This window comes from Streptomyces sp. NPDC002206, assembly GCF_053593595.1.
Map to the genome: position 1 here is coordinate 275,782 of NZ_JBSFCW010000009.1, position 21,856 is coordinate 297,637.

Consider the following 21,856-nt stretch of genomic DNA (forward strand, 5'->3'; position numbering starts at 1 on the left):
TTCGCCGTTCCGCGAAGCAACTTGCTCCTGGTTGCCGGTCAGTTGGGGTTGTTCGCGTGAGTCAGGGTCTCCCAGGCGACGAACAGGTTGTTGGATCCGGCGGGCCTCTGCTGTTCGGTGAGGGTCTGGGTGTTGGTCATGGCGATACCCATCCGGTTGTGCAGCGCGTTGAAACCCACTTCGGTGATCGGGCCGAGGTTGTCCTTGAGCGTGCCGCCGCACAGCGTCGACGGGACTGTCGCACCCAGCTGGTACTTGGCGTGCAGGCCCAGTGCGTGGCGCAGGCGTTCGGCGATCTCGGGGTAGAGGTCCTGGCCCTGGATACGGCTTGTCTCGGCGATGTGGGAGATGGCGGAGATGCCGTAGCCGGTGTGGGTGAGATCGCGGCAGGTCTCCTGGGAGAGACCGTCCATGAAGGTGGACTGCCCCTGCCAGTAGCCGATGATCTCGTCGCGCGTGTCGAGACCGCTGCCCGGTGCGGTCTTCGGCAGAGCTCCGTCGGTGGTGATGTAGATGTACGCGGGGACACGTCCGCGGAACTTGGTGACGGCCTTGTCGTAGGCGGTGCGGTCCTCGAGGTGGACCGCGATGCCGATCGCGGCCTCGGTCATGCTCAGTTCCCAGTTCCCGTTGCTGTTGGAGCCGTTGATGACCTCGGGGAGGTAGACGTTGCGCAGCATGGTGGCGAAGCGGCCGGAGTTCGGCCAGCTGCTGTACGTGTACTTGATGATCTCGGCGGCCCGGGGCCAGGAGGAGCCGGCCCAGCCGGTCTGAAGCGGGGCGTTGCTGTTGGTGTGGTCCTGGATCACGGCCGACCAGGCGTCCATGATCCCGATGGACTTCTGGGCGTAGCGGCTGTCCTGAGTGATGTACCAGGCCAGCGCGAGGGTGTAGGCGGCTATCGCGTCTTCGCGCTCGTCGGTGCAGCCGTAGTTCGGGTTGGAGTACGAGCCGCACTCCACGATGGCGCGTGGCTTTGCGGTGCGGGTGAGCGAGGCGTACTTGCTGGCCAGCATCTGGTCGTACGCGCCCTTCCAGGGCTGGGCTCCGGCCTGCACCTTGGCGCGTACGAAGTCGAGCTGGGGGCGGCTGACGAGGACGCCGGGGTGAGTGAAGGAGGCTGGGGCCGCGGCCGCGGCGGCCTTCACCGCTTGCGGGGCGTCGGCGGGTGCGGCTCTGCTTGCCGAGGCCGGGGCCATGAAGACCGCGGTGAGCAGGGCGGCCAGTGCTGTGGCGAGGCCGAGGCCGCGCCCGATGGATCCGGTACGCATGTGGGGTGCCTTCCGGTGCGGAGGAGGTTCAGCAACTCTCTTCAGAACCAGTTCAGTTCACAGACATGAACATCGAGTCGAGTTGTGAACTCTACAATGAGTGAGGAACCTAAATGCATCTCATGGACACGTCAAGGCATTGCGTTCAGAAAACGAAGGGGCCCGGCACCTCGCAGGTGCCGGGCCCCAGGGGTCGGGTCGTCAGCGCATCAGCACGCCCGCACCGTCTCCTGTCGCTTCCGTCGGCAGGGCGACCAGGCCCAGTTCCGCGCTGGTCGCGAGCAGCGGGTGGGCAGGGAGTACCCGCACGGTGTAGCCGTAGGGCCCCGTGCGGTCGAGGGCGAGCGGCCCCTCGTACAACCAGCGGCCTTCCAGGTCCTGGCCGCCGGTCGGCTTCAGCGGGAAGACCTGGGCATCCGAGATCGCGTCGGCGGAGTCGACCCGCCCGGCCACCGCCTGCACCTCCACATCGTCCGGCTCCAGTGCTCCGAGGGCGATCCGGACCCGCAGCGCCAGCGTGGACCCCAGCTCGGCCGAACTGCCCGCAGTGCTCGGCGCCACGGCCTCCACGTGGTCGACGGCGACCCGCGGCCAAGCCGCACGGACCCGGGCCTTCCAGTCCGCGAGTTCCCGCGCCGTGGCGGCGTCCAGGGAGCGGTGGGCCAGCGCGGCCGGTGCGTACAGCCGCTCCACGTACTCACGCACCATGCGTCCCGCCAGAACCTTGGGCCCCAGGGAGCCCACCGTGCGACGGACCATCTCGACCCAGCGCTCGGGCAGCCCTTCGACGCCCCGGTCGTAGAAGCGTGGTGCGACTCGCTCCTCGATCAGTTCGTAGAGGGCATTCGCCTCCAGCTCGTCGCGCCGGTCCTCGTCCATGGCGGACCCGTCTGCGGTCGGGATCGCCCAGCCGAAGTCCGGTTCGAACCACTCGTCCCACCAGCCGTCGAGCACGGACAGATTGAGACAGCCGTTGAGGGCAGCCTTCATCCCGCTCGTGCCGCACGCCTCCAGCGGGCGCAGCGGGTTGTTGAGCCAGACGTCGCAGCCCGGGTAGAGCCTCTGTGCCATCGCCATCCCGTAGTCGGGCAGGAAGACGATGCGATGGCGGACCCTGGGATCGTCGGAGAACCGCACCAGCTCCTGCACCAGCCGCTTGCCACTGTCATCGGCAGGGTGTGCCTTGCCTGCGACAACGATCTGAATCGGCCGGGTCGGGTGGAGCAGCAGTTCCATCAGCCGGTGACGGTCGCGCAGCATCAGGGTCAGCCGCTTGTACGAGGGCACGCGGCGGGCGAAGCCGATGGTCAGTACGTCCGGGTCCAGCACACCGTCGATCCAGCCGAGTTCGGCCGGCTCCGCGCCCCGTGTGCGCCACGAGGCGGAGAGCCTTTTGCGCACCTCGGTCACCAGTTGCTCGCGCAGGTTCCGCCGCAGGTCCCAGATCTCCCGGTCCGGGATCCCGGCTGCCGCGTCCCAGCGTCCCGGCGTGCCCCCGTACCGGTCCCGGAGTTCGAAGATCTCGGGCGCGACCCACGTGGGCGCGTGCACGCCGTTGGTCACCGAGGTGATCGGCACCTCCGCAGCGTCGAATCCTGGCCACAGTCCCGCGAACATCTTCCGGCTGACCGCGCCGTGCAGGGTGGAGACACCGTTGGCGCGCTGGGCCAGCCGCAGGCCCATGACCGCCATGTTGAAGAGACCGGGCTCACCGCCGGGGTAGGTCTCCATGCCCAGCTGGAGGATCCGTTCGACGCCCACGCCCGCCAGTTCACCGTCGTCGCCGAAGTGGCGGGCGATGAGCTCCCGGTCGAAACGGTCGATTCCGGCAGGCACCGGGGTGTGGGTGGTGAAGACCGTGCCGGCCCGCACCGCCTCTACCGACGAGTCGAAATCCAGCCCGGTGCCGGAGAGTTCGCGAATGCGTTCCAGCCCCAGGAAGCCGGCGTGTCCCTCGTTGGTGTGGAACACATCCGGCTCCGCGTGCCCCGTGAGCCGGCAGTACGTCCGTACGGCCCGTACCCCGCCGATGCCGAGCAGCATCTCCTGCAGCAGACGGTGCTCGCTGCCGCCGCCGTACAGCCGGTCGGTCACATCGCGTTCGCCGGGCGCGTTCTCCTCCACGTCGGAGTCGAGCAGGAGCAGCGGGATACGGCCGACCTGGGCCTGCCAGATGCGGGCGTGGAGCGAGCGGCCGCCGGGAAGGTCCAGTACCACCTGGCTCGGTGTTCCGTCGGCCTCGCGCAACAGGGTGAGCGGCAGTTCGTTCGGGTCGAGGACGGGATAGTGCTCCTGCTGCCAGCCTTCGCGCGACAGGCTCTGGCGGAAGTAGCCGTGCCGGTAGAGCAGCCCCACCCCGACGAGGGGTACGCCCAGGTCGCTGGCGGCCTTCAGATGGTCCCCGGCAAGGATGCCGAGTCCGCCGGAGTACTGGGGAAGGGCTGCGGCCACGCCGAACTCGGGCGAGAAGTACGCCACGGCGGCCGGCAGTTCCGTGCCCTGCGCCTGCTGCTCCTGGTACCACCTCGGGCCGTCCAGATACTCCTGGAGGGCGCCGGACACCTCGTTGAGCCGGTGCAGGAACTGCTCGTCCCGGGCCAGCTCGGCGAGCCGCCCGGCGGAGACGGCTCCGAGCAGACGTACGGGGTCGGAGTCCGCCGACCGGCTGCCCTCCGGGGCGACGGCCTGGAAGAGCTCACGTGTCTCGGTGTGCCAGGACCAGCGCAGGTTGCGGGCGAGGTCGCTGAGCGGTTGAAGGGGGTCGGGGAGGACGGGACGCACGGTGAATCGACGAATGGCCTTCACGTATTCCACCTTTACAGGGGACGTACGAATCCGAGGGGACGCACCACGGTGTGCGCCCTCTCCGTCACCCTCGACGGTAGCGGTGTGCCGTACTGCGAAACCACGGCGCGCGACCGGCTCACAGCGGGCGACGCCCGGTGAGCCGCCCGCCCCGGCCACGCCCCCGACCGAAGCACCGCAGGCATGGGTCCCCTCCGTACCACTGCCCCCTCGGAGCGAATCGCTTCACATCCGCCACGGGGGTTATGGCCGATTCCACCTTCTCGGGTGGCCTTGTGGCACCTCATCCCACAGGGAAGGCTGCCGTGTGGCGCGTACGGGGTCAGGGGGGACCGGCCGGCCACCGGCGCGACTCCGTGCGGCGAGTTCCACGTCGAGGAGGAGGTTTCGGCTCATGGGACGGGCACGACGACGTCCAACGCCCGGCACGGCCTGCCCGAGCACCGGCAAGGCCGACCACGCCGGCCGCCCCGTCACCGGGGACGGAGCCCGGCGCATTCAGACCTTCACAGCTACGCCCGAGTAGTTAACAAACCACCGGATTGGCCCCCCGAGAACAGTGGGAAGGCTTCTGCGGTACACAGCCCGAATACCGCCCGAATGCGGATCATCTGCGGTCCAGCAGCGGCTCGTATGCAGTGCGTACGGTCCGGTGTGCATCCGGTACCCACCCGTACACCACACCCGTGCCCCAGCCATTCGAGTGCCATTCGAGTGAACGCGGACAGGAGCGGCCATGCTCACACCCCATCAGCCGACAACGGAGCAGCTAGAAAGGACGGACCCCCACAGTCGCGGCGTACTCGCTCAGCCCTTCCCGGCCTCGCCGCGCCCCGTGCAGCCCGAGCTCCAGTCCCCAGGTGATTCCATGATCGGTCGCATTCCCGTCCTCGACGTCCGCCCGCTCGTCGACTGCGGCAGAAGGCCCGCGAAGGCCGTCGCCGGTGAGACCTTCCAGGTCACGGCCACCGTGTTCCGTGAAGGCCATGACGCGGTGGCCGCCAATGCGGTTCTGCGGGATCCGAGCGGACGAACCGGCCCGTGGACACCGATGCGCGAGCTCGCCCCCGGCTCCGACCGCTGGGGCGCCGATGTCACCCCCGATTCCGAAGGGCGCTGGACGTACACGGTCGAGGCCTGGAGCGATCCGGTGACCACCTGGCGCCAGCACGCCCGGATCAAGATCCCCGCCGGGATCGACTCCGCGCTCGTCCTGGCCGAGGGCGCCGCGCTGTACGAACGGGCCGCCGAAGGCGTACCGAAGCGGGACGGGCGCGAGGCGGTGCTGGCCGCGGCCGACGCGCTTCGTGACGAGTCCCGTCCGGCCGCCGCCCGGCTCGCCGCCGCGCTCGCTCCCGAGGCAACCGCCGCACTCGCCCGCCACCCGCTGCGCGAGCTGGTCACCGCGGCCCGACCGCTCCCCCTCGTCGTCGAGCGCCGACGGGCCCTGTTCGGTTCCTGGTACGAGCTGTTCCCCCGGTCCGAGGGGGGCAGGATCGAACCGGCCGAGCCGGTGAAGGCGACCAAGGCCGCCAAGAAGGGCAGGGCGGGGAAGACTACGGCCAGGACGGAGGAGCAACAGCAGGGAAGGATCATCAGCGGCACGTTCCGTACCGCTGCCGAGCGGCTTCCCGCTGTCGCCGCCATGGGGTTCGACGTCGTCTATCTCCCGCCCATCCACCCCATCGGAACCACCCACCGCAAGGGCCCCAACAACTCGTTGTCCCCCGCCGCCCACGATGTCGGGGTGCCGTGGGCGATCGGTTCGGCCGAAGGGGGGCACGATGCAGTGCACCCCGAGCTCGGCACGCTCGACGACTTCGACCACTTCGTCGAGACCGCCCGCACCCTGCGCATGGAGATCGCGCTGGACTTCGCGCTCCAGTGCTCCCCCGACCACCCGTGGGTGGAGACGCACCCCGAGTGGTTCCACCACCGGCCGGACGGCACCATCGCCTACGCCGAGAACCCTCCCAAGAAGTATCAGGACATCTATCCGATCGCCTTCGACAAGGACCTGCGCGGCCTGGTCGCGGAGACCCTCCGCATCCTCCGGTTCTGGATGGACCACGGCGTACGGATCTTCCGCGTCGACAATCCGCACACCAAGCCGGTGGTCTTCTGGGAGAAGGTGATCGCCGACATCAACCGCACCGACCCCGATGTGATCTTCCTGGCCGAGGCGTTCACCCGCCCCGCGATGATGCACACGCTCGCGACGGTCGGTTTCCAGCAGTCGTACACGTACTTCACCTGGCGCAACACCAAGCAGGAGCTCACGGAGTACGTCACCGAGCTGTCGGGTGACGCGGCCTCCTACATGCGGCCCAACTTCTTCGTGAACACTCCGGACATCCTGCCCGGCTATCTCCAGGACGGCGGACGTCCGGCCTTCGAGGCCCGGGCCGTGCTCGCCGCGACGCTGTCGCCGACCTGGGGCGTGTATGCGGGGTACGAGCTGTGCGAGAACACCGCGGTGCGGGCCGGCAGTGAGGAGTACCTGAACTCGGAGAAGTACGAAATCCGGCCCAGGGACTGGGAGTCGGCGGAGCGCGAAGGCCATTCCCTGGCTCCGCTCATCACCTCGCTCAACCGGATCAGGCGCCGCCACCCCGCTCTGCAGCAGCTGCGCGACGTGCACTTCCACGCCGCGGACAACGACGCGCTGATCGTGTACAGCAAGCGCTCGGGTTCGAACATCGTTCTGGTGGTCGTCAACCTCGACCCTCACCACACCCAGGAGGCCACGGTCTCGTTGGACATGCCGCAACTCGGCCTCGACTGGCACGAGACCGTGCCGGTGCGCGACGAGCTCACCGGCCACACCTATCACTGGGGCAGGAACTTCTATGTGCGCCTAGAGCCGGGCGTCACGCCCGCGCACGTCGTCGTCCTGCGACCGTCCCCGCCGACCGGAGGGTCACCCACACCATGATTGTCAATGAGCCTGTCCACGACAAGTTCGAGGACACCCCCGCCAAGGACCGCGATCCCGACTGGTTCAAGCGCGCCGTCTTCTACGAGGTCCTCGTCCGGTCCTTCCAGGACTCCAACGGTGACGGCATCGGTGACCTCAAGGGTCTCACCGCCAAGTTGGACTACCTGCAGTGGCTGGGCGTCGACTGCCTCTGGCTGCCACCGTTCTTCAAGTCGCCGCTGCGCGACGGCGGCTACGACGTCTCCGACTACACCGCGGTACTGCCGGAGTTCGGCGATCTCGCCGACTTCGTGGAGTTCGTCGATGCCGCGCACCAGCGCGGCATGCGCGTGATCATCGACTTCGTCATGAACCACACGAGCGATCAGCACGACTGGTTCCAGCAGTCCCGCAGCGACCCCGACGGCCCGTACGGCGACTACTACGTCTGGGCCGACGACGACAAGCAGTTCCAGGACGCCCGGGTCATCTTCGTCGACACCGAGACGTCCAACTGGACCTTCGACCCGGTGCGCAAGCAGTACTACTGGCACCGGTTCTTCTCCCACCAGCCCGATCTCAACTACGAGAACCCGGCGGTGCAGGAGGAGATCATCTCCGCACTCCGCTTCTGGCTGGATCTCGGCATCGACGGCTTCCGCGTCGACGCCGTGCCGTATCTCTACCAGCGGGAGGGCACCAACTGCGAGAACCTCCCGGAGACCCACCAGTTCCTCAAGCGGCTCCGCAAGGAGATCGACGCACACTACCCGGACACCGTGCTGCTGGCCGAAGCCAATCAGTGGCCGGAAGACGTCGTCGACTACTTCGGCGACTTCCCGGCCGGCGGCGACGAATGCCATATGGCCTTCCACTTCCCGGTGATGCCGCGGATCTTCATGGCCGTACGGCGCGAGAGCCGCTACCCGGTCTCCGAAATCCTGGCGAAGACCCCGGAGATCCCGTCCGGCTGTCAGTGGGGCATCTTCCTGCGCAACCACGACGAGCTCACACTCGAAATGGTCACGGACGAAGAGCGCGACTACATGTACGCCGAGTACGCCAAGGATCCCCGGATGCGGGCGAACATCGGCATCCGCCGGCGGCTCGCACCCCTGCTGGACAACGACCGCAACCAGATCGAGCTGTTCACGGCGCTGCTCCTGTCCCTGCCGGGCTCCCCGATTCTGTACTACGGGGACGAGATCGGGATGGGCGACAACATCTGGCTGGGCGACCGGGATGCCGTACGGACCCCGATGCAGTGGACGCCCGACCGGAACGCGGGATTCTCCTCCAGCGATCCGGGACGCCTCTATCTCCCCACGATCATGGATCCGGTCTACGGCTACCAAGTGACCAATGTCGAGGCCTCGATGGCCTCGCCGTCGTCGCTGCTGCACTGGACACGGCGGATGATCGAGATCCGTAAGCAGAATCGGGCGTTCGGTCTCGGCTCGTACAGCGAACTGCCGTCATCGAACCCCGCCGTGCTCGCCTTCACCCGTGAGTACAAGGACGATCTCGTCCTGTGCGTACACAACTTCTCGCGGTTCGCGCAGCCGACGGAGCTCGATCTGCAGTTGTTCAACGGGCGTCATCCGGTGGAGCTGATCGGTGGGGTGCGCTTCCCCGCGATCGGCCAGTGGCCCTACCTGCTGACTCTCGCCGGGCACGGGTTCTACTGGTTCCGGTTGCGGAAGGACGCACCACCGAGCTGATACGGCGTCAATTCCCACCACTGACAGCGGGGCGGTTTCCGCCGCCCCGCACGGGGCACTCTCACCCACATCGAGCTCTTCAGGGCTCTTCGGGGTTCTTCAGGGCTCTTCAGAGAGTTGCAGAACTTCGGGGCCCTTCGGGGCGGCTCTCCCGGAGTCGATCGAGTCCTTCCGGGGCCTCGTGCCTTTTCGAGGCCCTCACGTCGAGTCCGTACGGACCATCCTGACCCGACACGTCCCGCACAGCCGGACAGCTATTGCCGCAATCCGGGACACTCTTCGCATCCTGTGGTGTGCCCGGGGAAAGGACGCGATGCCATGTCGGAGGCTGCATCCACTCGGGTCGCCCTCGCGAACAGCACAGCCCTGCTCCCGTCACTCGCCCCACTGCTGCATGAATGGCTGCCCCGGCAGCGGTGGTTCGCGGGCAAGGGACGGCCGGTCACGGCCTTCTCCCTTGTCTCGGCGACCGAAATACTGCCGGTGGATGCCGATTCCCCCGGCATCGGCCAGGGGACCGGCTCCGGGACGGGGCCGGGGCTGCTCCATCTGCTGATCCGGGTTCACCAGCCGTCCCTGCCCGCCCAGTCGCCCGACGACTGCTACCAAATGCTGCTCGGGGTACGGTCCACGCTGCCGCCACGGCTCGCCCCGGCCCTCATCGGCCATGTGGCGGGCGGTCCGCTCGCCGGCCGGACGGTCTACGAGGGGTTGCACGATCCTCGCCTCGCCGAACTCCTGCTGGAACGGCTCCGTACCCCCGGCACCCTCGGCACCCTCCGGTTCGACCGGGGCGTGGCCCCCATCCCAGCCGGGCTCACCCCCCGCGTGCTCGACACCGAGCAGTCCAACTCCTCCCTCGTTTTTGGCAACGCCTATATCTTCAAGATCTTCCGCCGGGTCTTCCCCGGCACCAACCCGGATCTGGAACTGCCGCTCGCGCTCTCCCGGGAAGGCTGCGGGCGGGTGCCGGAACCCGTCGCCTGGTTCGAGGCGACAGCCCCGGAGCCACTCACCCTCGGCGTTCTCCAGCCATTCCTGCGCGGCGCGGAGGACGGCTGGCAGCTGGCGCTGCGTGCGCTGGGCGCGGGCCATGACTTCACCCGCGAGGCCCGCGCCCTCGGACGGGCCACGGCCGAGGTGCACACGGCGCTCGCCAGCGCCCTGCCGACGCCCGTGCTGGGCAGCGCCCAGACCGAGCATCTCGCCGCCGGTATGCTGCAGCGGCTGGAGGCGGCCGCCCAGGCCGTGCCGGCGCTCGTGCCCTACGTCCCCGGACTGCGCACCGCGTTCGACGCCGTTGCCGCGTTGGGCCACAAGGGCCGCAGCTGGGCCGCACAGCGCGTCCACGGCGACCTCCATCTCGGCCAGACGCTGCGCGCGGCCGACGGTTTCTGGTCACTGATCGACTTCGAGGGCGAACCGGCGCGCCCGCTCCTGGAACGCCGCCGTCCGCAGCCGCCGGTGCGCGACATCGCGGGCATGCTCCGCTCCTTCGACTACGCGGCCCGCTCGCACCGGCCGTGGAACGCCGAGTGGGCGGCCCGCTGCCGAGCGGCCTACTGCGACGGGTACGCGGAGACCGCGGGCGTCGATCCGCGCAGTGAACCGGAGTTGTTGCGGGCCCACGAGACCGACAAGGCGGTGTACGAGGTGGTGTACGAGGCCCGGCACCGGCCCGACTGGCTGCCGGTCCCGATGGCCGCGATCCACCGCCTGGCCGCCGCCGTCGACTGATGCCCTGCGCGGTGCGCGCCTTCTTCGGCCGGGCGGCTTCTTCCCTGCCCGGCCACCTGATCCCTGCCTCACCAACAGCCCTCGAGGAGGCCGTCCCTGTGACCGCCCGCAAGCCGTCCCGCAACGCGCCCGATCCCACCGCGACCCCATCAGCGCCCGCGACCAAGCCGACCCCAGCGGCCCAGCCGGCCACCGCAGCCCCAGCGGCCACCGCGGCACTCTCAGCCTCCAAGGCCACTGCAGCACCCTTGGCACCCGCGGGCTCGACGACCTCCCCGGCCAAGCGGAAGAAGACAGCGGAGAAGCGGGCCGATGCCTCACCCTCGCGGCCGCGTCGTGGCGGCGGTCGCGGCGTCCGGCCGGTGCGGGCCCTCGACGACGCCGACCGGGGACGGCTGCTCGCCGGTGAGCACCATGCCCCGCACGATCTGCTCGGCGCGCACATGGTCCGCGACGGTGTGGTGATCCGGGTGCTCCGTCCGTACGCGCGATCGGTGACCGTGCTCGCCAAGGGGCTGCGGACCGAGCTGCACGACGACGGCGACGGCCTCTTCTCCGGACTGCTGCCGATGCCGTCCGTCCCCGAGTACCAACTCCTGGTCGGCTACGCGGACAACGAGATCGAGGTCCATGATCCTTACCGCTTCCTGCCCGCGCTCGGCGATCTCGATCTGCATCTGATCGGCGAGGGGCGGCACGAGGAGCTGTGGACCGCCCTCGGCGCACAGCCCATGGAGCACCAGGGGGTCGCCGGTACGCGGTTCACCGTCTGGGCGCCCAATGCCCGCGGTGTGCGGGTCATCGGGGACTTCAACTACTGGGACGGCACGGGCTTCCCGATGCGTTCGCTCGGTTCCAGCGGGGTCTGGGAGCTGTTCCTCCCCGCGATCGGCGAGGGTGCGCTCTACAAGTTCGACATCTGCCGCCCGGACGGTACGCACACGGTGCGCGCCGACCCGATGGCCCGGCACACCGAGGTCCCGCCCGCCAATGCCTCGGTCGTGACGGCCTCGCACCATGAGTGGCAGGACCAGGAGTGGATGACGCGCCGCGGGGACGTACCCGTGCACGAGGCACCGTTGTCCGTGTACGAGGTGCATCTGCCGTCCTGGCGGCCGGGACTCACGTACCGCCGGCTCGCCGAGCAACTTCCGGCCTACGTAAGGGATCTGGGGTTCACACATGTGGAGCTGATGCCGGTCTCCGAGCATCCCTTCGGCGGCTCCTGGGGCTATCAGGTCACCGGCTTCTTCGCCCCCACCTCGCGCATGGGCACCCCTGACGACTTCCGGTATCTGGTCGACGCGCTGCACCGGTCCGGCATCGGCGTCATCGTCGACTGGGTGCCCGCGCACTTCCCGCGCGACGACTGGGCGCTCGCCGAGTTCGACGGCCGCCCGCTGTACGAGCACTCGGACCCGGCACGCGCCGCGCACCCCGACTGGGGCACGCTCGAGTTCGACTTCGGCCGCACGGAGGTGCGCAACTTCCTGGTCGCCAACGCCACGTACTGGTGCGAGGAGTTCCACATCGACGGGCTGCGGGTCGACGCCGTCGCCTCGATGCTCTACCTCGACTACTCGCGCGAGGACGGGGAGTGGGCTCCGAACGAGCACGGCGGCCGGGAGAATCTGGATGCTGTCGCCTTCCTCCAGGAGATGAACGCCACCGTGTACCGGCGGAATCCCGGCGTCGTCACCATCGCCGAGGAGTCCACCGCCTGGGACGGCGTCACGCGCGCCACCCACCATGTCGGCCCCGGCGGCTTCGGCGGGCTCGGCTTCGGCCTGAAGTGGAACATGGGCTGGATGCACGACTCCTTGGAGTACATGTCGAAGGAGCCCGTGCACCGCAAGTACCACCACAACGAGATGACCTTCTCGATGGTGTACGCGTACAGCGAGAACTACGTGCTGCCGATCTCGCACGACGAGGTGGTGCACGGCAAGCGGGCGCTGGCGTCGAAGATGCCCGGCGACTGGTGGCAGCAGCGCGCCAACCACCGGGCGTATCTCGGCTTCATGTGGGCGCACCCGGGCAAGCAACTGCTGTTCATGGGGCAGGAGTTCGCCCAGGGCGCCGAGTGGTCGGAGGGGCACGGCCCGGACTGGTGGCTGCTCGACCCGTCGTACGCGGCGGAGGCGGACCACCGGGGCGTACGGGACCTGGTGCGTGAGCTGAACGCGGTGTACGGGACGACACCGGCGCTGTGGCAGCGGGACACCGTCCCCGAGGGCTTCGCCTGGATCGACGGCGGAGCCGCCGAGGACAACGTCTTCGCCTTCCTGCGTTTCGACGCGGACGGTTCGCCGCTGCTCGCGGTGTCGAACTTCTCGCCGGTGGTCCGCCACGAGTACCGGCTGGGCGTGCCGCCGTCCGTGTCCGCCTGGGCGGAGGTGCTCAACACGGACGCGGCACGGTACGGCGGCGGTGACGTCCTCAACCCGGATCCGCTGAAGCCGGAGTCCGTCGCCGCCCACGGTCACCGCACGAGCGTCCAGCTCACTCTGCCGCCGCTGGCGACGGTGTGGCTGAAGCCGGTGTGATGACCCCGAGCCGCTGGGTGGCCCGGGTCAGCGCCACATAGAGATCGTTGGGGGACATCAGCGCGGGCGCGACGACGAGAACCGTGTCGAACTCCAGGCCCTTGGCCTGTCGCGGGTCGAGCAGGACGACGGGCCGGTGCAGATCCAGCGGCCCGTCGTCGAGTCCTGTGAGTTGCGCGTGGAGCTCGCGCGGGGCGATGACGGCGAGCCTGCCCTCCGCCGGGGTCTCAGCCTCGGCGAGCCCGGCCACCTCGGCGAGCGGCAGGGTGCGCTCCCAGGGCCGTGCACCGGTGGCGCGGATGGAGCGCGGGGGTTCGAAGGCGGGATCGGTGGCCCGGCGCCGTTCGGCCGCGTACTCCATGATCTCGGCGGGCGTACGGTAGTTGACCCCGAGCCGGGCGAGCTGCCAGCGGTCCTGGACGTACGGCGCGAGAATCTCCTGCCAGGAGTCGCAGCCTGCCAGGTCGCCGGTCTGGGCCGGGTCGCCGACCAGGGTCATCGAGCGGGTCGGGCTGCGGCGCATCAGCAGCCGCCAGGCCATGGCCGACAGCTCCTGTGCCTCGTCGACGATGATGTGCCCGAACGCCCAGGTCCGGTCGGCGGCGGCGCGCTCGGCGGCGCTGCGGTGGTCGGCCTCCTCCTGACGCTCGGCGAACCGTTCGGCGTCGATGATGTCGTGCGCCGCGAGGACCTCGGAGGCGTCCTCGTCGAGGTCCTCCTTGTCCTCGAACTCGTAGGTACGGGAGGCGTACGAGACGTCGAGGACGCCCTGCGCGTAGGCGATCTGGCGGGCCCGCTCGGCCTCGGCGGCGGCCCGGGCGGCGGAGTCGTCCGCACCGAGCAGTTCGGCGGCCTCGTCGAGGAGGGGCACGTCGGCAGGCGTCCAGGCGGCCTTCTTCACGCGCCGGAGCAGCTCGGCGTCGTCCTCGGCCAGATGCGTGGGCTCCTCCAGATAGTCGGCGAGGAACTCCTGCGGGGTGAGCGGGGGCCACAGGGAGGTGATGGAGGCGTGCACCTCCGCGCTGGCGGCGATGCTCTTGCCGAGCTGGGCGATGTCGTCGGGGCCGAGGAAGTTCGGTCCGCCGTAGGGGTCGGCGCCGATGCGGTCGGCGAGCTGCGTGGTGAGATCGTCGATGATCCGGAAGGCGAAGGTGGGCAGGGCGAGATTGTGCGGCAGCCCGGTTTCGCGGGCCTTGTGCCGCGCTTCGACTGCCATGTCCCAGTCGAGGATCAGCTCCCCGTCGTCGTGCGCGATGACGATCGGCTCGCCCTTCTCGGGCACCTGCTGCCGGTCCCGTACGGCCTCGGCCAGTACGCCGGCCATGTCCGCCCGGCCCTTGACGGCGGCCGCCGCGGGGCTGTCGGTACCGGTGGCGTGCACGCCGGGGAACAGCTCGGCGACCGTCGACAGCAGCACACCGGTCTCACCGAGCGAGGGCAGCACGTCGCCGATGTAGGCGAGGAAGGCCGGGTTGGGCCCGACGATCAGCACGGCCCGCTTGGCGAGCTGTTCCCGGTCCGCGTACAGCAGATACGCGGCCCGGTGCAGCGCGACCGCGGTCTTCCCGGTGCCCGGCCCTCCCTCGACGACGAGCACCCCGCGCTGCGGGGCGCGGATGATGTGGTCCTGCTCGGCCTGGATGGTCGAGACGATGTCGCCCATCCGGCCCGTGCGGGCGCTGGTCAGCGCGGCGAGCAGCACCTCGTCGGCGTCGTGCAACTCGTATCCGGTGCGGGTGGTGTCGGCGAGATCCATGATCTCGTCGTGCAAGTCGGTGACCGTGCGCCCCTGCGTGGTGATGTGCCTCCTGCGGCGCAGCCCCATCGGTTCATATCCGGTCGCGAGATAGAACGGCCGCGCGACGGGAGCCCGCCAGTCGATCAGCAACGGGGTCCGCTCGGCGTCGTCCTGCCGGATTCCGATGCGACCGATGTGATAGGTGACTCCGTCGCGCCTGTCGATCCGTCCGAAACAGAGTCCCGTGACGGCGGCATTCAGCGCGGCGAGCGAGGCGGAGTGCTCGGCGACGCCGATATCGCGCTCCACCCGCGCCTGTCGACCGGTGCTGAGCTGCGCGATCGTGGCATGCATGGCGGCTTCGGCCGCTGCCCGGAGCTGGTCGAGTCGCTCGTGGGCGAGGGAGACGAATTGCTGTTCCTGCCGCATTTCCTCGCTTGACAATTCAGCTCCTGGCGCGATAGAGTATGTTTATTGAAGTTCTCCGCATATTGCACAGTATGCGCACACGGAACTATTCAATATAGGCGAAGAAATACCCCGGCCGTCAATTCGGACCGGGGTTTTTGTTTGCCTCCAGGAGACGCTCGGCAGAGGGCCGGCGCGCCCGTCGCATCGAGCGCGGCGCGCAGCCGTACGAGGATGCCCCGCCACAAGCCGGAGTCGACCCCGAGAGCCGCGAGCCCGGAGCCGGGCGCAAGGATGCGATCGATGGCCCGGCCCGCGAGCACGGGGGAAGCGAGCGGCTCGGAACAAGCTCAGAAAAAGCTCTGAAATCAGGCTTGTTCGGATTGGCCGTGCTTCACACGGAGATACCCCTCGCATACGCACATTCATCCGGAGCACGTCCGGATCGGGGGCTGCCATGTGGACCACACTCACGCTCATCGACGCCGCGACCGCACTGGTCGCTGCCACCGCCTGCCTGGCCCTGTCCGGTCGGCGACTGCTGCCCTGGCGGCGCCGGGAGCGCGCGCCCGAGCTGGGTCCTTACGATGCGGCATTTCTGGCGGGCGGACCGGAGCGGGTGGTGGAGGCGGCGCTCCACACCCTGTGGGGCAGTGACAACAACGTCGTGATCGGGTCGGGTGGGCGACTGCGGCTGCCCGAGCCCTGGACGGGACCCGAGCATCCGGTGGAGCACGCCGTGGTCGAGAAGTGGCGGACCTCCGGCTCCACGACCCCGACGCTGCTGCGGGTACGGGCGGTGCGGGCGGGGGCCGTAAGCGAGATCGGCGACCGGCTCGTCTCGTACGGTCTGCTGATGGCCCCGCCACGCGCCATGGCCCGTCTGTACGCCGCACGTGGCCTGGCCGTCGTGGTGTGCGGCACAGCGGTCCTGGCCGCCTTGGCCGTCCCGCAGGGGCTGCGGCGGACGGCACCGTTCATCGCGGTGGGCGCCTGCTGTCTGGCCGTGCGGGTGCTGTGCCCGGCACGGGGTCCGCTGACCCCGGCGGGCCGTCGCCGCCTCGCAGCGACACGCACCGGCGAGCTGTGGGCATCGGCCGCGCTCGGGGCCGTGGTGTTCGACGGGCGCAGCGCGCTGCCGGGTGAGCGCCGACGATCTCGGCGGCGGGACGGGGGCGGAGGCCGTCTGCCGTCGGTGGGCCGGATGCTGATCAAGTACGGAAAGGCTCTGGATTCGGACGACGACGACCGGACCACGGACAGCAGCGGTACCGGCAGCGACTACAGCTCCTACGGCTCCGGGAGCTCCCACGACTCGTACGGCTCCCACGGCTCGCACGGCTCCTCGAACGACGGAGGAGGCCACCACCACGGCTGCGGCGGTGGCAGCAGCTGTGGCGGCGGAAACTACTGAGCGTTGCGGCTCACACCTTCTCGAGCACGTCCTCCAGCTCCTGGAGGAGCCTGCGCTTGGGCCGGGCGCCCACCATCGACTTCACCGCCTCACCGGACCTGAACACCATCAGGGTCGGCATCGACAGCACCGCGTAGCGGCTCGTGACGGCCGGGTTGGCATCCACGTCCAGCTGGACGATCTTGATGCGCCCGGCCTCCTCGGCGGCGATCGCGCTGAGCACGGGGGCGAGCTGACGGCAGGGTCCGCACCAGTCGGCGGTGAACTCGACCAGTACGGGGAGCTCGGCCCCCAGCACCTCCCCGTCGAAGGTGGCGTCGGTGACCTCGGCCACGCCCTCTGCATGAATCATCTGTCATCCTCCCAGTTCACAACGTGGTTCCGGGCCGCCAGGAAGCTCGGCCGCGGCCTCCAGCTCGGCCCTCGCGAGCTCCGCGCCCACCTGGACGCGGACCGACTGGAGCTGCTCGATGAGCGAGTCGAGCTCGCCGAGCTTGCGCCGGTAGACGGCGAGCGAGGCGGGGCAGGCATCACCGGCCGGGTGGCCGGCGCGCAGGCACTCGACGAACGGCCGGGTCTCCTCCAGATCGAACCCGAAGTCCTGCAGGGTCCGGATCTGCTGCAGCAGACGCAGATCGTCCTCGTCGTACGTGCGGTACCCGTTCACGGCCCGCCGCGCAGGCAGCAGTCCGCGTGACTCGTAGTAGCGCAGAGTCCGCGTCGTCGTCCCGGCCCGCTCGGCCAGCTCCCCGATTCGCATGCTTCGACCGTAAAGGTTGACGCCGGCGTCAAGGCAAGCACGAGGCCCGTCCCTCCCGAGCGCACCAGCCCGTCCCCTCCTGCCCTTGCCCTCAAGCGCGGCGCTCGGCTACTGGCCCGCATTCTGGGCACACGGCTCCCCCACCGGGGCAACAACTGGAGCTGGCCGGGCATCGGCGAGTTCGACATCGTGACTCCTCCCCCTCGACATCGTGACTCCTCCCCCTCGGAATGAAGGGGCTTCTCGTTACACCTGGTTGGCGTGGCGACGGACCAGCCCGGCCCGTAGAACGTTGGTGGCTCCGACTGTGTCGGCGTGCGCCTTGTGGCCGCAGGCGACGCAGTTCCCTCGCGCTTCACGCTGACGGTCTTGACTCGCCGGTCACCGCCCGGTGCTGGTGCACCTTGACGTGCCCGACCCCTTGGAGGCGGACACGGGTGACCGGGTCATGCGGGGTGGCAAATCCGAACTCCGCAGCATCGACACGAGGCGGGGCCGGTACGGACATTCCCGTACCGGCCCCGCCTCGTGCACGTGATCAGACCTTCGCCGTCACGTCCGCCGTCCCGCCGTCCCTGGGTTCGGGAACGTCCGTCGCGCCGTGCGGATCGTCCTGGGTGAGCGTCTTCTCGTCGAACGGGATGGAGCCGGCCAGCACCTGGTCGACGCGGTCCCTGTCGATCTCCTTGGTCCAGGTGCCGATGAGCAGCGTGGCGACGGCGTTGCCCGCGAAGTTGGTCAGGGCGCGGGCCTCGCTCATGAAGCGGTCGATGCCGATGATCAGGCCCACGCCGTCGACCAGAGCCGGCCTGTGCGACTGGAGCCCGCTCGCCAGCACGGCGATGCCGGAACCGGAGACACCGGCCGCGCCCTTGGAGGCGATCATCATGAAGAGGAGGAGCGAGATCTGCTGGCCCAGCTCCAGCGGCTGCCCCATCGAGTCGGCGATGAACAGCGACGCCATGGTCAGGTAGATCATCGTGCCGTCGAGGTTGAACGAGTACCCGGTCGGCACGGTGATGCCGACGACCGGGCGGCTGACGCCCAGGTGTTCCATCTTCGCGATGAGGCGCGGCAGCGCCGACTCGGAGGAGGACGTGGAGAGGATCAGCAGGAACTCGCGGCCCAGGTACTTGAGGAGCTGGAAGAGGTTCACGCCGGTCACCAGGCGCAGCAGTGTGCCGAGCACCACGACCACGAACAGGATGCAGGTGATGTAGAAGCCCAGCATGATCGTGGCGAGCGCCTTGAGCGCGTCCACTCCGGTCTCGCCGACGACGGCGGCCATCGCGCCGAAGGCACCCACCGGGGCTGCCCACATGATCATGGACAGGACCCGGAAGACCAGCTTCTGGATGTGCTCGACCCCGCGCAGCACCGGCTCACCGGCCGTGCCCATGGCCTGCAGCGCGAAGCCGACGAGCAGCGCGACCAGCAGGGTCTGGAGTACCGAGCCACCGGTGAAGGCCGACACGAAGGTGACCGGAATGACGCCGAGCAGGAAGTCGACCGGCCCCTCGGCAGCGTCGCTCGCCGCCGTGTGCCCGACATCCTTCACCGACTGCGTGAGGTGCATGCCGTCGCCCGGGTGCAGCAGATTGCCGACGACCAGGCCGATCGCCAGCGCAACCACGGACATGATCAGGAAGTAGCCGAGCGCGAGACCACCCACCTTGCCGATCTTGGCGGCCTTGCGGACCGAGCCGACGCCCAGCACGATCGTGCAGAAGATGATCGGCGAGATCATCATCTTGATGAGGTTCACGAAGCCGGTACCGATCGGCTTCAGCTCGACGGCCACCCCGGGGGCCACGAAGCCCACCAGGATGCCGAGCGCCACAGCGCCGATCACGGCGAGATACAGATAATGCGTACGGTCCCGCCTGGCGGCTGGCACTCCCACGGGGTTCTCCTCGGCTCGTCCCTGTCCGTCCCCCGTCCCTGGGGGTCCCGGCGAATATCCCGCCCCGTGTGACGGCCGTCACCCTTACGTGCATTTCGTTCATATGTTTTCGGCCAGGCAGACTGTGAGCATGCGTCTCCCACGCCCCCGTACCCGTCCGCGCAGCCTGGCCGGTCAGCTCTTCGCGATGCAGGTGGTGCTGGTTGCGGCCGTGGTGGCGGGGTGCGCGTTCTTCGCGTACGTCTCCGGGAGCGCGCAGGCGGAGGAGACCGCGACCCGGCAGGTCAGGGCGGCGGCGCTGGCGGTGGCCGATTCGCCGTCCGTGCGCGAGGCGATCCGCACCCCGGACCCGACCGCCGTGCTCCAGCCGTACGCGGAGAAGGTCCGCAGGGACACCGGGATCGCCTTCGTCACGATCATGAGCCCGGACCGGATCCGCTGGACGCACCCCGACGCGGACCGGATCGGGGAGACGTTCCTCGGCCACACCGCGAGGGCGCTGCGCGGCGAGACGTTCACGGAGACGTACACCGGCACGCTCGGCCCCTCGATCCGGGTCGTCACCCCGATCCGGGACGGCGGCAGGATCACCGGTCTGGTCAGCGCGGGCATCACGGTCGAGCGGGTCTCCTCGCAGGTGCGGGCGCAGCTCGGCGCACTGGGGCTCGCGGCGGGCGGGGCACTCACCCTCGGCGGCATCGGCACGTATGTGATCAACGCGCGGCTGCGGCGCCACACGCACGGCATGAACGCCGCCGAGCTGAGCCGGATGCACGACTACCACCAGGCCACGCTGCACGCGGTGCGCGAGGGGCTGCTGATGCTCGACGGACAGCGACGGATCGCACTGGTCAACGACGCGGGCCGGGAGCTGCTCGGGCTGCCGCCGGGTGCGGTCGGGCGCCGGGTGGCCGAACTGGAACTGCCTGCGCCGCTGACCGGGGCGCTGCTGGCCTCCGAGGAGCGGGTCGACGAGCTGCATCTGACGGCGGACCGGGTGATCGTGGTCAACACCCGTCCGGTGGTGGGCGGCGAGCAGCGCGGTACGGTCGTGACCCTCCGCGACCACACGGAACTCCAGGCGCTGTCCGGCGAGTTGGACTCGGAGCGGGGGTTCACCCAGGCGCTGCGCTCGCAGGCGCACGAGGCGGCGAACCGGCTGCACACGGTCGTCTCACTGATCGAGCTCGGCCGGGCGGAGGAGGCGGTGGGCTTCGCGACGGCGGAGCTGGAGCTGGCACAGGTCCTCACCGACCGCGTCGTCGGCGCCGTCGCCGAACCGGTGCTGGCGGCGCTGCTGCTGGGCAAGGCGGCGCAGGCGAACGAGCGGGGGGTGGAGCTGGTGCTCGCGGACGACAGCGTGATCGACGACGGCGCGCTGCCCGCGACGCTGCCGCAGCGCGATCTGGTGACGATCCTCGGCAATCTGATCGACAACGCGGTGGATGCCGCGTCGGAGGCGGCGACGGCCCCGCCGCCCGAAGCCGGTGTCCCGTCCGGTGCGGGGACCGTGCCCGGGGCCGGGGTGGCGGCGGACTCCGCAGTCGTGCCCGCGCAGCGCGGTGCGGCACCGCGCCGCACCGGCCGCGCGCGGGTCACCGTCACCGCGCTCGCCGACGACCGTGAGCTGCTGCTGCGGGTCGCGGACACCGGGGCCGGGGTCGATCCCGACGTCGCCGCCGAGGTGTTCCACCGCGGCTGGTCGACGCACGGGGCCGGTCGTGGGCTCGGGCTGGCACTCGTGCAGCAGGCCGTGCACCGGGCCGGCGGAACGGTCGCGCTGGGCGGGGGCCCCGACGGCGGCGCGGAGTTCACCGTACGGCTGCCGCTGTCGCCCTCGCCCACGCAGCAGCACACGCCGAAGGAGCCCACCCCGTGATCCAGGTGCTGGTGGTCGAGGACGATCCCGTGGCCGCCGACGCGCACAGGCTGTATGTCGGCCGCGTCCCCGGCTTCACCGTGGCCGCGGTCGCGCATTCGCGTGCGGAGGCGGTACGGGCGCTGGACCGCACTCAGGTCGATCTGCTGCTCCTGGACCTGTACCTGCCCGATGGACACGGTCTGCAGCTGCTGCGGTCGCTGCGCGCCGCCGGGCACACGGCGGATGTCATCGCCGTGACGTCGGCGCGTGATCTGGGGGTGGTCCGGGAAGGGGTGTCGCTCGGTGTCGTCCAGTACGTGCTGAAGCCGTTCACCTTCGCCACCCTGCGCGACCGCCTCATGCGCTACGCCGAGTTCCGTGCGGCGGCCGGTGAGGCGAGCGGCCAGGACGAGGTGGACCGGGCGCTCGGCGCGCTCCGGGCTCCGCAGCCGTCCCGGCTGCCCAAGGGGCTGAGCGGCCCCACGCTGGAGGCGGTGACCCGTGCGCTGCGGGCCTCCCCGGACGGGGTGACCGCAGCCGCGACGGGCGTGGAGCTGGGCATCTCGCGGATCACCGCACGCCGCTATCTGGAGCACCTGGTGACGGTGGGCCGCGCCGTCCGCAGTCCGCAGTACGGGCAGATCGGGCGGCCGGAGCTGCACTACCGGTGGGTGGCCGAAACGCACTGACCGTTCGTCCCACCCGCACCCCTCCCGCACAACAAGCGTTTCCTGCACGGGCATTGACCTTGCCGACTGGCCGGTCCCACGGTCAC

13 protein-coding genes and 1 pseudogene are annotated in these 21,856 nt (G+C 69.7%); 7 read left to right on the forward strand and 7 right to left on the reverse strand.

Annotated elements, in window-relative coordinates; translation table 11 throughout:
• Positions 1 to 38 precede the first annotated feature (38 nt).
• Both ACWCP8_RS19715 and glgP read right to left on the reverse strand, forming a co-directional pair.
• Positions 39 to 1,271: an alginate lyase family protein gene (locus ACWCP8_RS19715; RefSeq protein WP_451117149.1), complete on the reverse strand. Its 1,233-nt coding sequence runs from the start codon at positions 1,269 to 1,271 to the stop codon at positions 39 to 41.
• Between the two features lie 201 nt (positions 1,272 to 1,472).
• Complete coding sequence (gene glgP, locus ACWCP8_RS19720; RefSeq protein WP_352262922.1) at positions 1,473 to 4,076, reverse strand: alpha-glucan family phosphorylase; 2,604 nt, start codon at positions 4,074 to 4,076, stop codon at positions 1,473 to 1,475.
• An 868-nt stretch (positions 4,077 to 4,944) separates the two neighbouring features.
• On the opposite strand from glgP, the gene ACWCP8_RS19725 reads away from it, so the two are divergent.
• The 4 genes from ACWCP8_RS19725 (at position 4,945) to glgB (ending at position 12,997) form a co-directional block, all read left to right on the forward strand.
• On the forward strand, positions 4,945 to 7,011 hold the full coding sequence (locus ACWCP8_RS19725; protein WP_352262920.1) for an alpha-1,4-glucan--maltose-1-phosphate maltosyltransferase: 2,067 nt from the start codon (positions 4,945 to 4,947) through the stop codon (positions 7,009 to 7,011).
• On the forward strand, positions 7,008 to 8,714 hold the full coding sequence (gene treS, locus ACWCP8_RS19730) for a maltose alpha-D-glucosyltransferase (RefSeq protein ID WP_352262918.1): 1,707 nt from the start codon (positions 7,008 to 7,010) through the stop codon (positions 8,712 to 8,714). The genes ACWCP8_RS19725 and treS overlap by 4 nt, the downstream gene beginning before the upstream one ends.
• Positions 8,715 to 9,032: 318 nt before the next feature.
• Positions 9,033 to 10,451 carry a maltokinase N-terminal cap-like domain-containing protein gene (locus ACWCP8_RS19735; RefSeq protein WP_352262916.1) on the forward strand — a complete coding sequence of 473 codons (1,419 nt, stop codon included), beginning with the start codon at positions 9,033 to 9,035 and terminating at the stop codon, positions 10,449 to 10,451.
• Between the two features lie 98 nt (positions 10,452 to 10,549).
• Positions 10,550 to 12,997 carry a 1,4-alpha-glucan branching enzyme gene (gene glgB, locus ACWCP8_RS19740; RefSeq protein WP_451117153.1) on the forward strand — a complete coding sequence of 816 codons (2,448 nt, stop codon included), beginning with the start codon at positions 10,550 to 10,552 and terminating at the stop codon, positions 12,995 to 12,997.
• On the opposite strand, the gene ACWCP8_RS19745 is transcribed toward glgB, so the two are convergent.
• The gene (locus tag ACWCP8_RS19745; protein WP_451117173.1) at positions 12,954 to 15,164 is read right to left on the reverse strand and encodes a HelD family protein; all 2,211 of its coding nucleotides are present in this window, start codon (positions 15,162 to 15,164) and stop codon (positions 12,954 to 12,956) included. The genes glgB and ACWCP8_RS19745 overlap by 44 nt on opposite strands.
• Positions 15,165 to 15,600: 436 nt before the next feature.
• Between ACWCP8_RS19745 and ACWCP8_RS19750 the strand changes: the two genes are divergently transcribed.
• Entirely contained in the window at positions 15,601 to 16,557 is a 957-nt protein-coding gene (locus tag ACWCP8_RS19750; RefSeq protein WP_451117155.1) for a TIGR04222 domain-containing membrane protein, read from the forward strand.
• Positions 16,558 to 16,567: 10 nt separating this feature from the next.
• Here the strand turns inward: ACWCP8_RS19750 and trxA are convergent, their stop codons facing one another.
• The 4 genes and pseudogenes from trxA to ACWCP8_RS19770 form a co-directional block, all read right to left on the reverse strand.
• On the reverse strand, positions 16,568 to 16,909 hold the full coding sequence (gene trxA / locus ACWCP8_RS19755) for a thioredoxin (RefSeq protein ID WP_352262911.1): 342 nt from the start codon (positions 16,907 to 16,909) through the stop codon (positions 16,568 to 16,570).
• Positions 16,910 to 16,912: 3 nt separating this feature from the next.
• On the reverse strand, positions 16,913 to 17,317 hold the full coding sequence (locus tag ACWCP8_RS19760; protein WP_352262909.1) for a MerR family transcriptional regulator: 405 nt from the start codon (positions 17,315 to 17,317) through the stop codon (positions 16,913 to 16,915).
• Positions 17,318 to 17,661: 344 nt separating this feature from the next.
• A pseudogene (locus ACWCP8_RS19765) lies at positions 17,662 to 17,777 on the reverse strand (RNA-guided endonuclease TnpB family protein); the annotation flags it as partial.
• A 78-nt stretch (positions 17,778 to 17,855) separates the two neighbouring features.
• Positions 17,856 to 19,220 (reverse strand): cation:dicarboxylate symporter family transporter, encoded by a 1,365-nt coding sequence (locus ACWCP8_RS19770; protein WP_352262907.1) that lies wholly within the window; start codon positions 19,218 to 19,220, stop codon positions 17,856 to 17,858.
• A 130-nt stretch (positions 19,221 to 19,350) separates the two neighbouring features.
• On the opposite strand from ACWCP8_RS19770, the gene ACWCP8_RS19775 reads away from it, so the two are divergent.
• Both ACWCP8_RS19775 and ACWCP8_RS19780 read left to right on the forward strand, forming a co-directional pair.
• Positions 19,351 to 21,099, forward strand: coding sequence for a sensor histidine kinase (locus ACWCP8_RS19775; protein WP_451117158.1), 1,749 nt, complete (start codon positions 19,351 to 19,353; stop codon positions 21,097 to 21,099).
• Positions 21,096 to 21,770 carry a response regulator gene (locus tag ACWCP8_RS19780; protein WP_451117160.1) on the forward strand — a complete coding sequence of 225 codons (675 nt, stop codon included), beginning with the start codon at positions 21,096 to 21,098 and terminating at the stop codon, positions 21,768 to 21,770. The genes ACWCP8_RS19775 and ACWCP8_RS19780 overlap by 4 nt, the downstream gene beginning before the upstream one ends.
• Positions 21,771 to 21,856 lie beyond the last annotated feature (86 nt).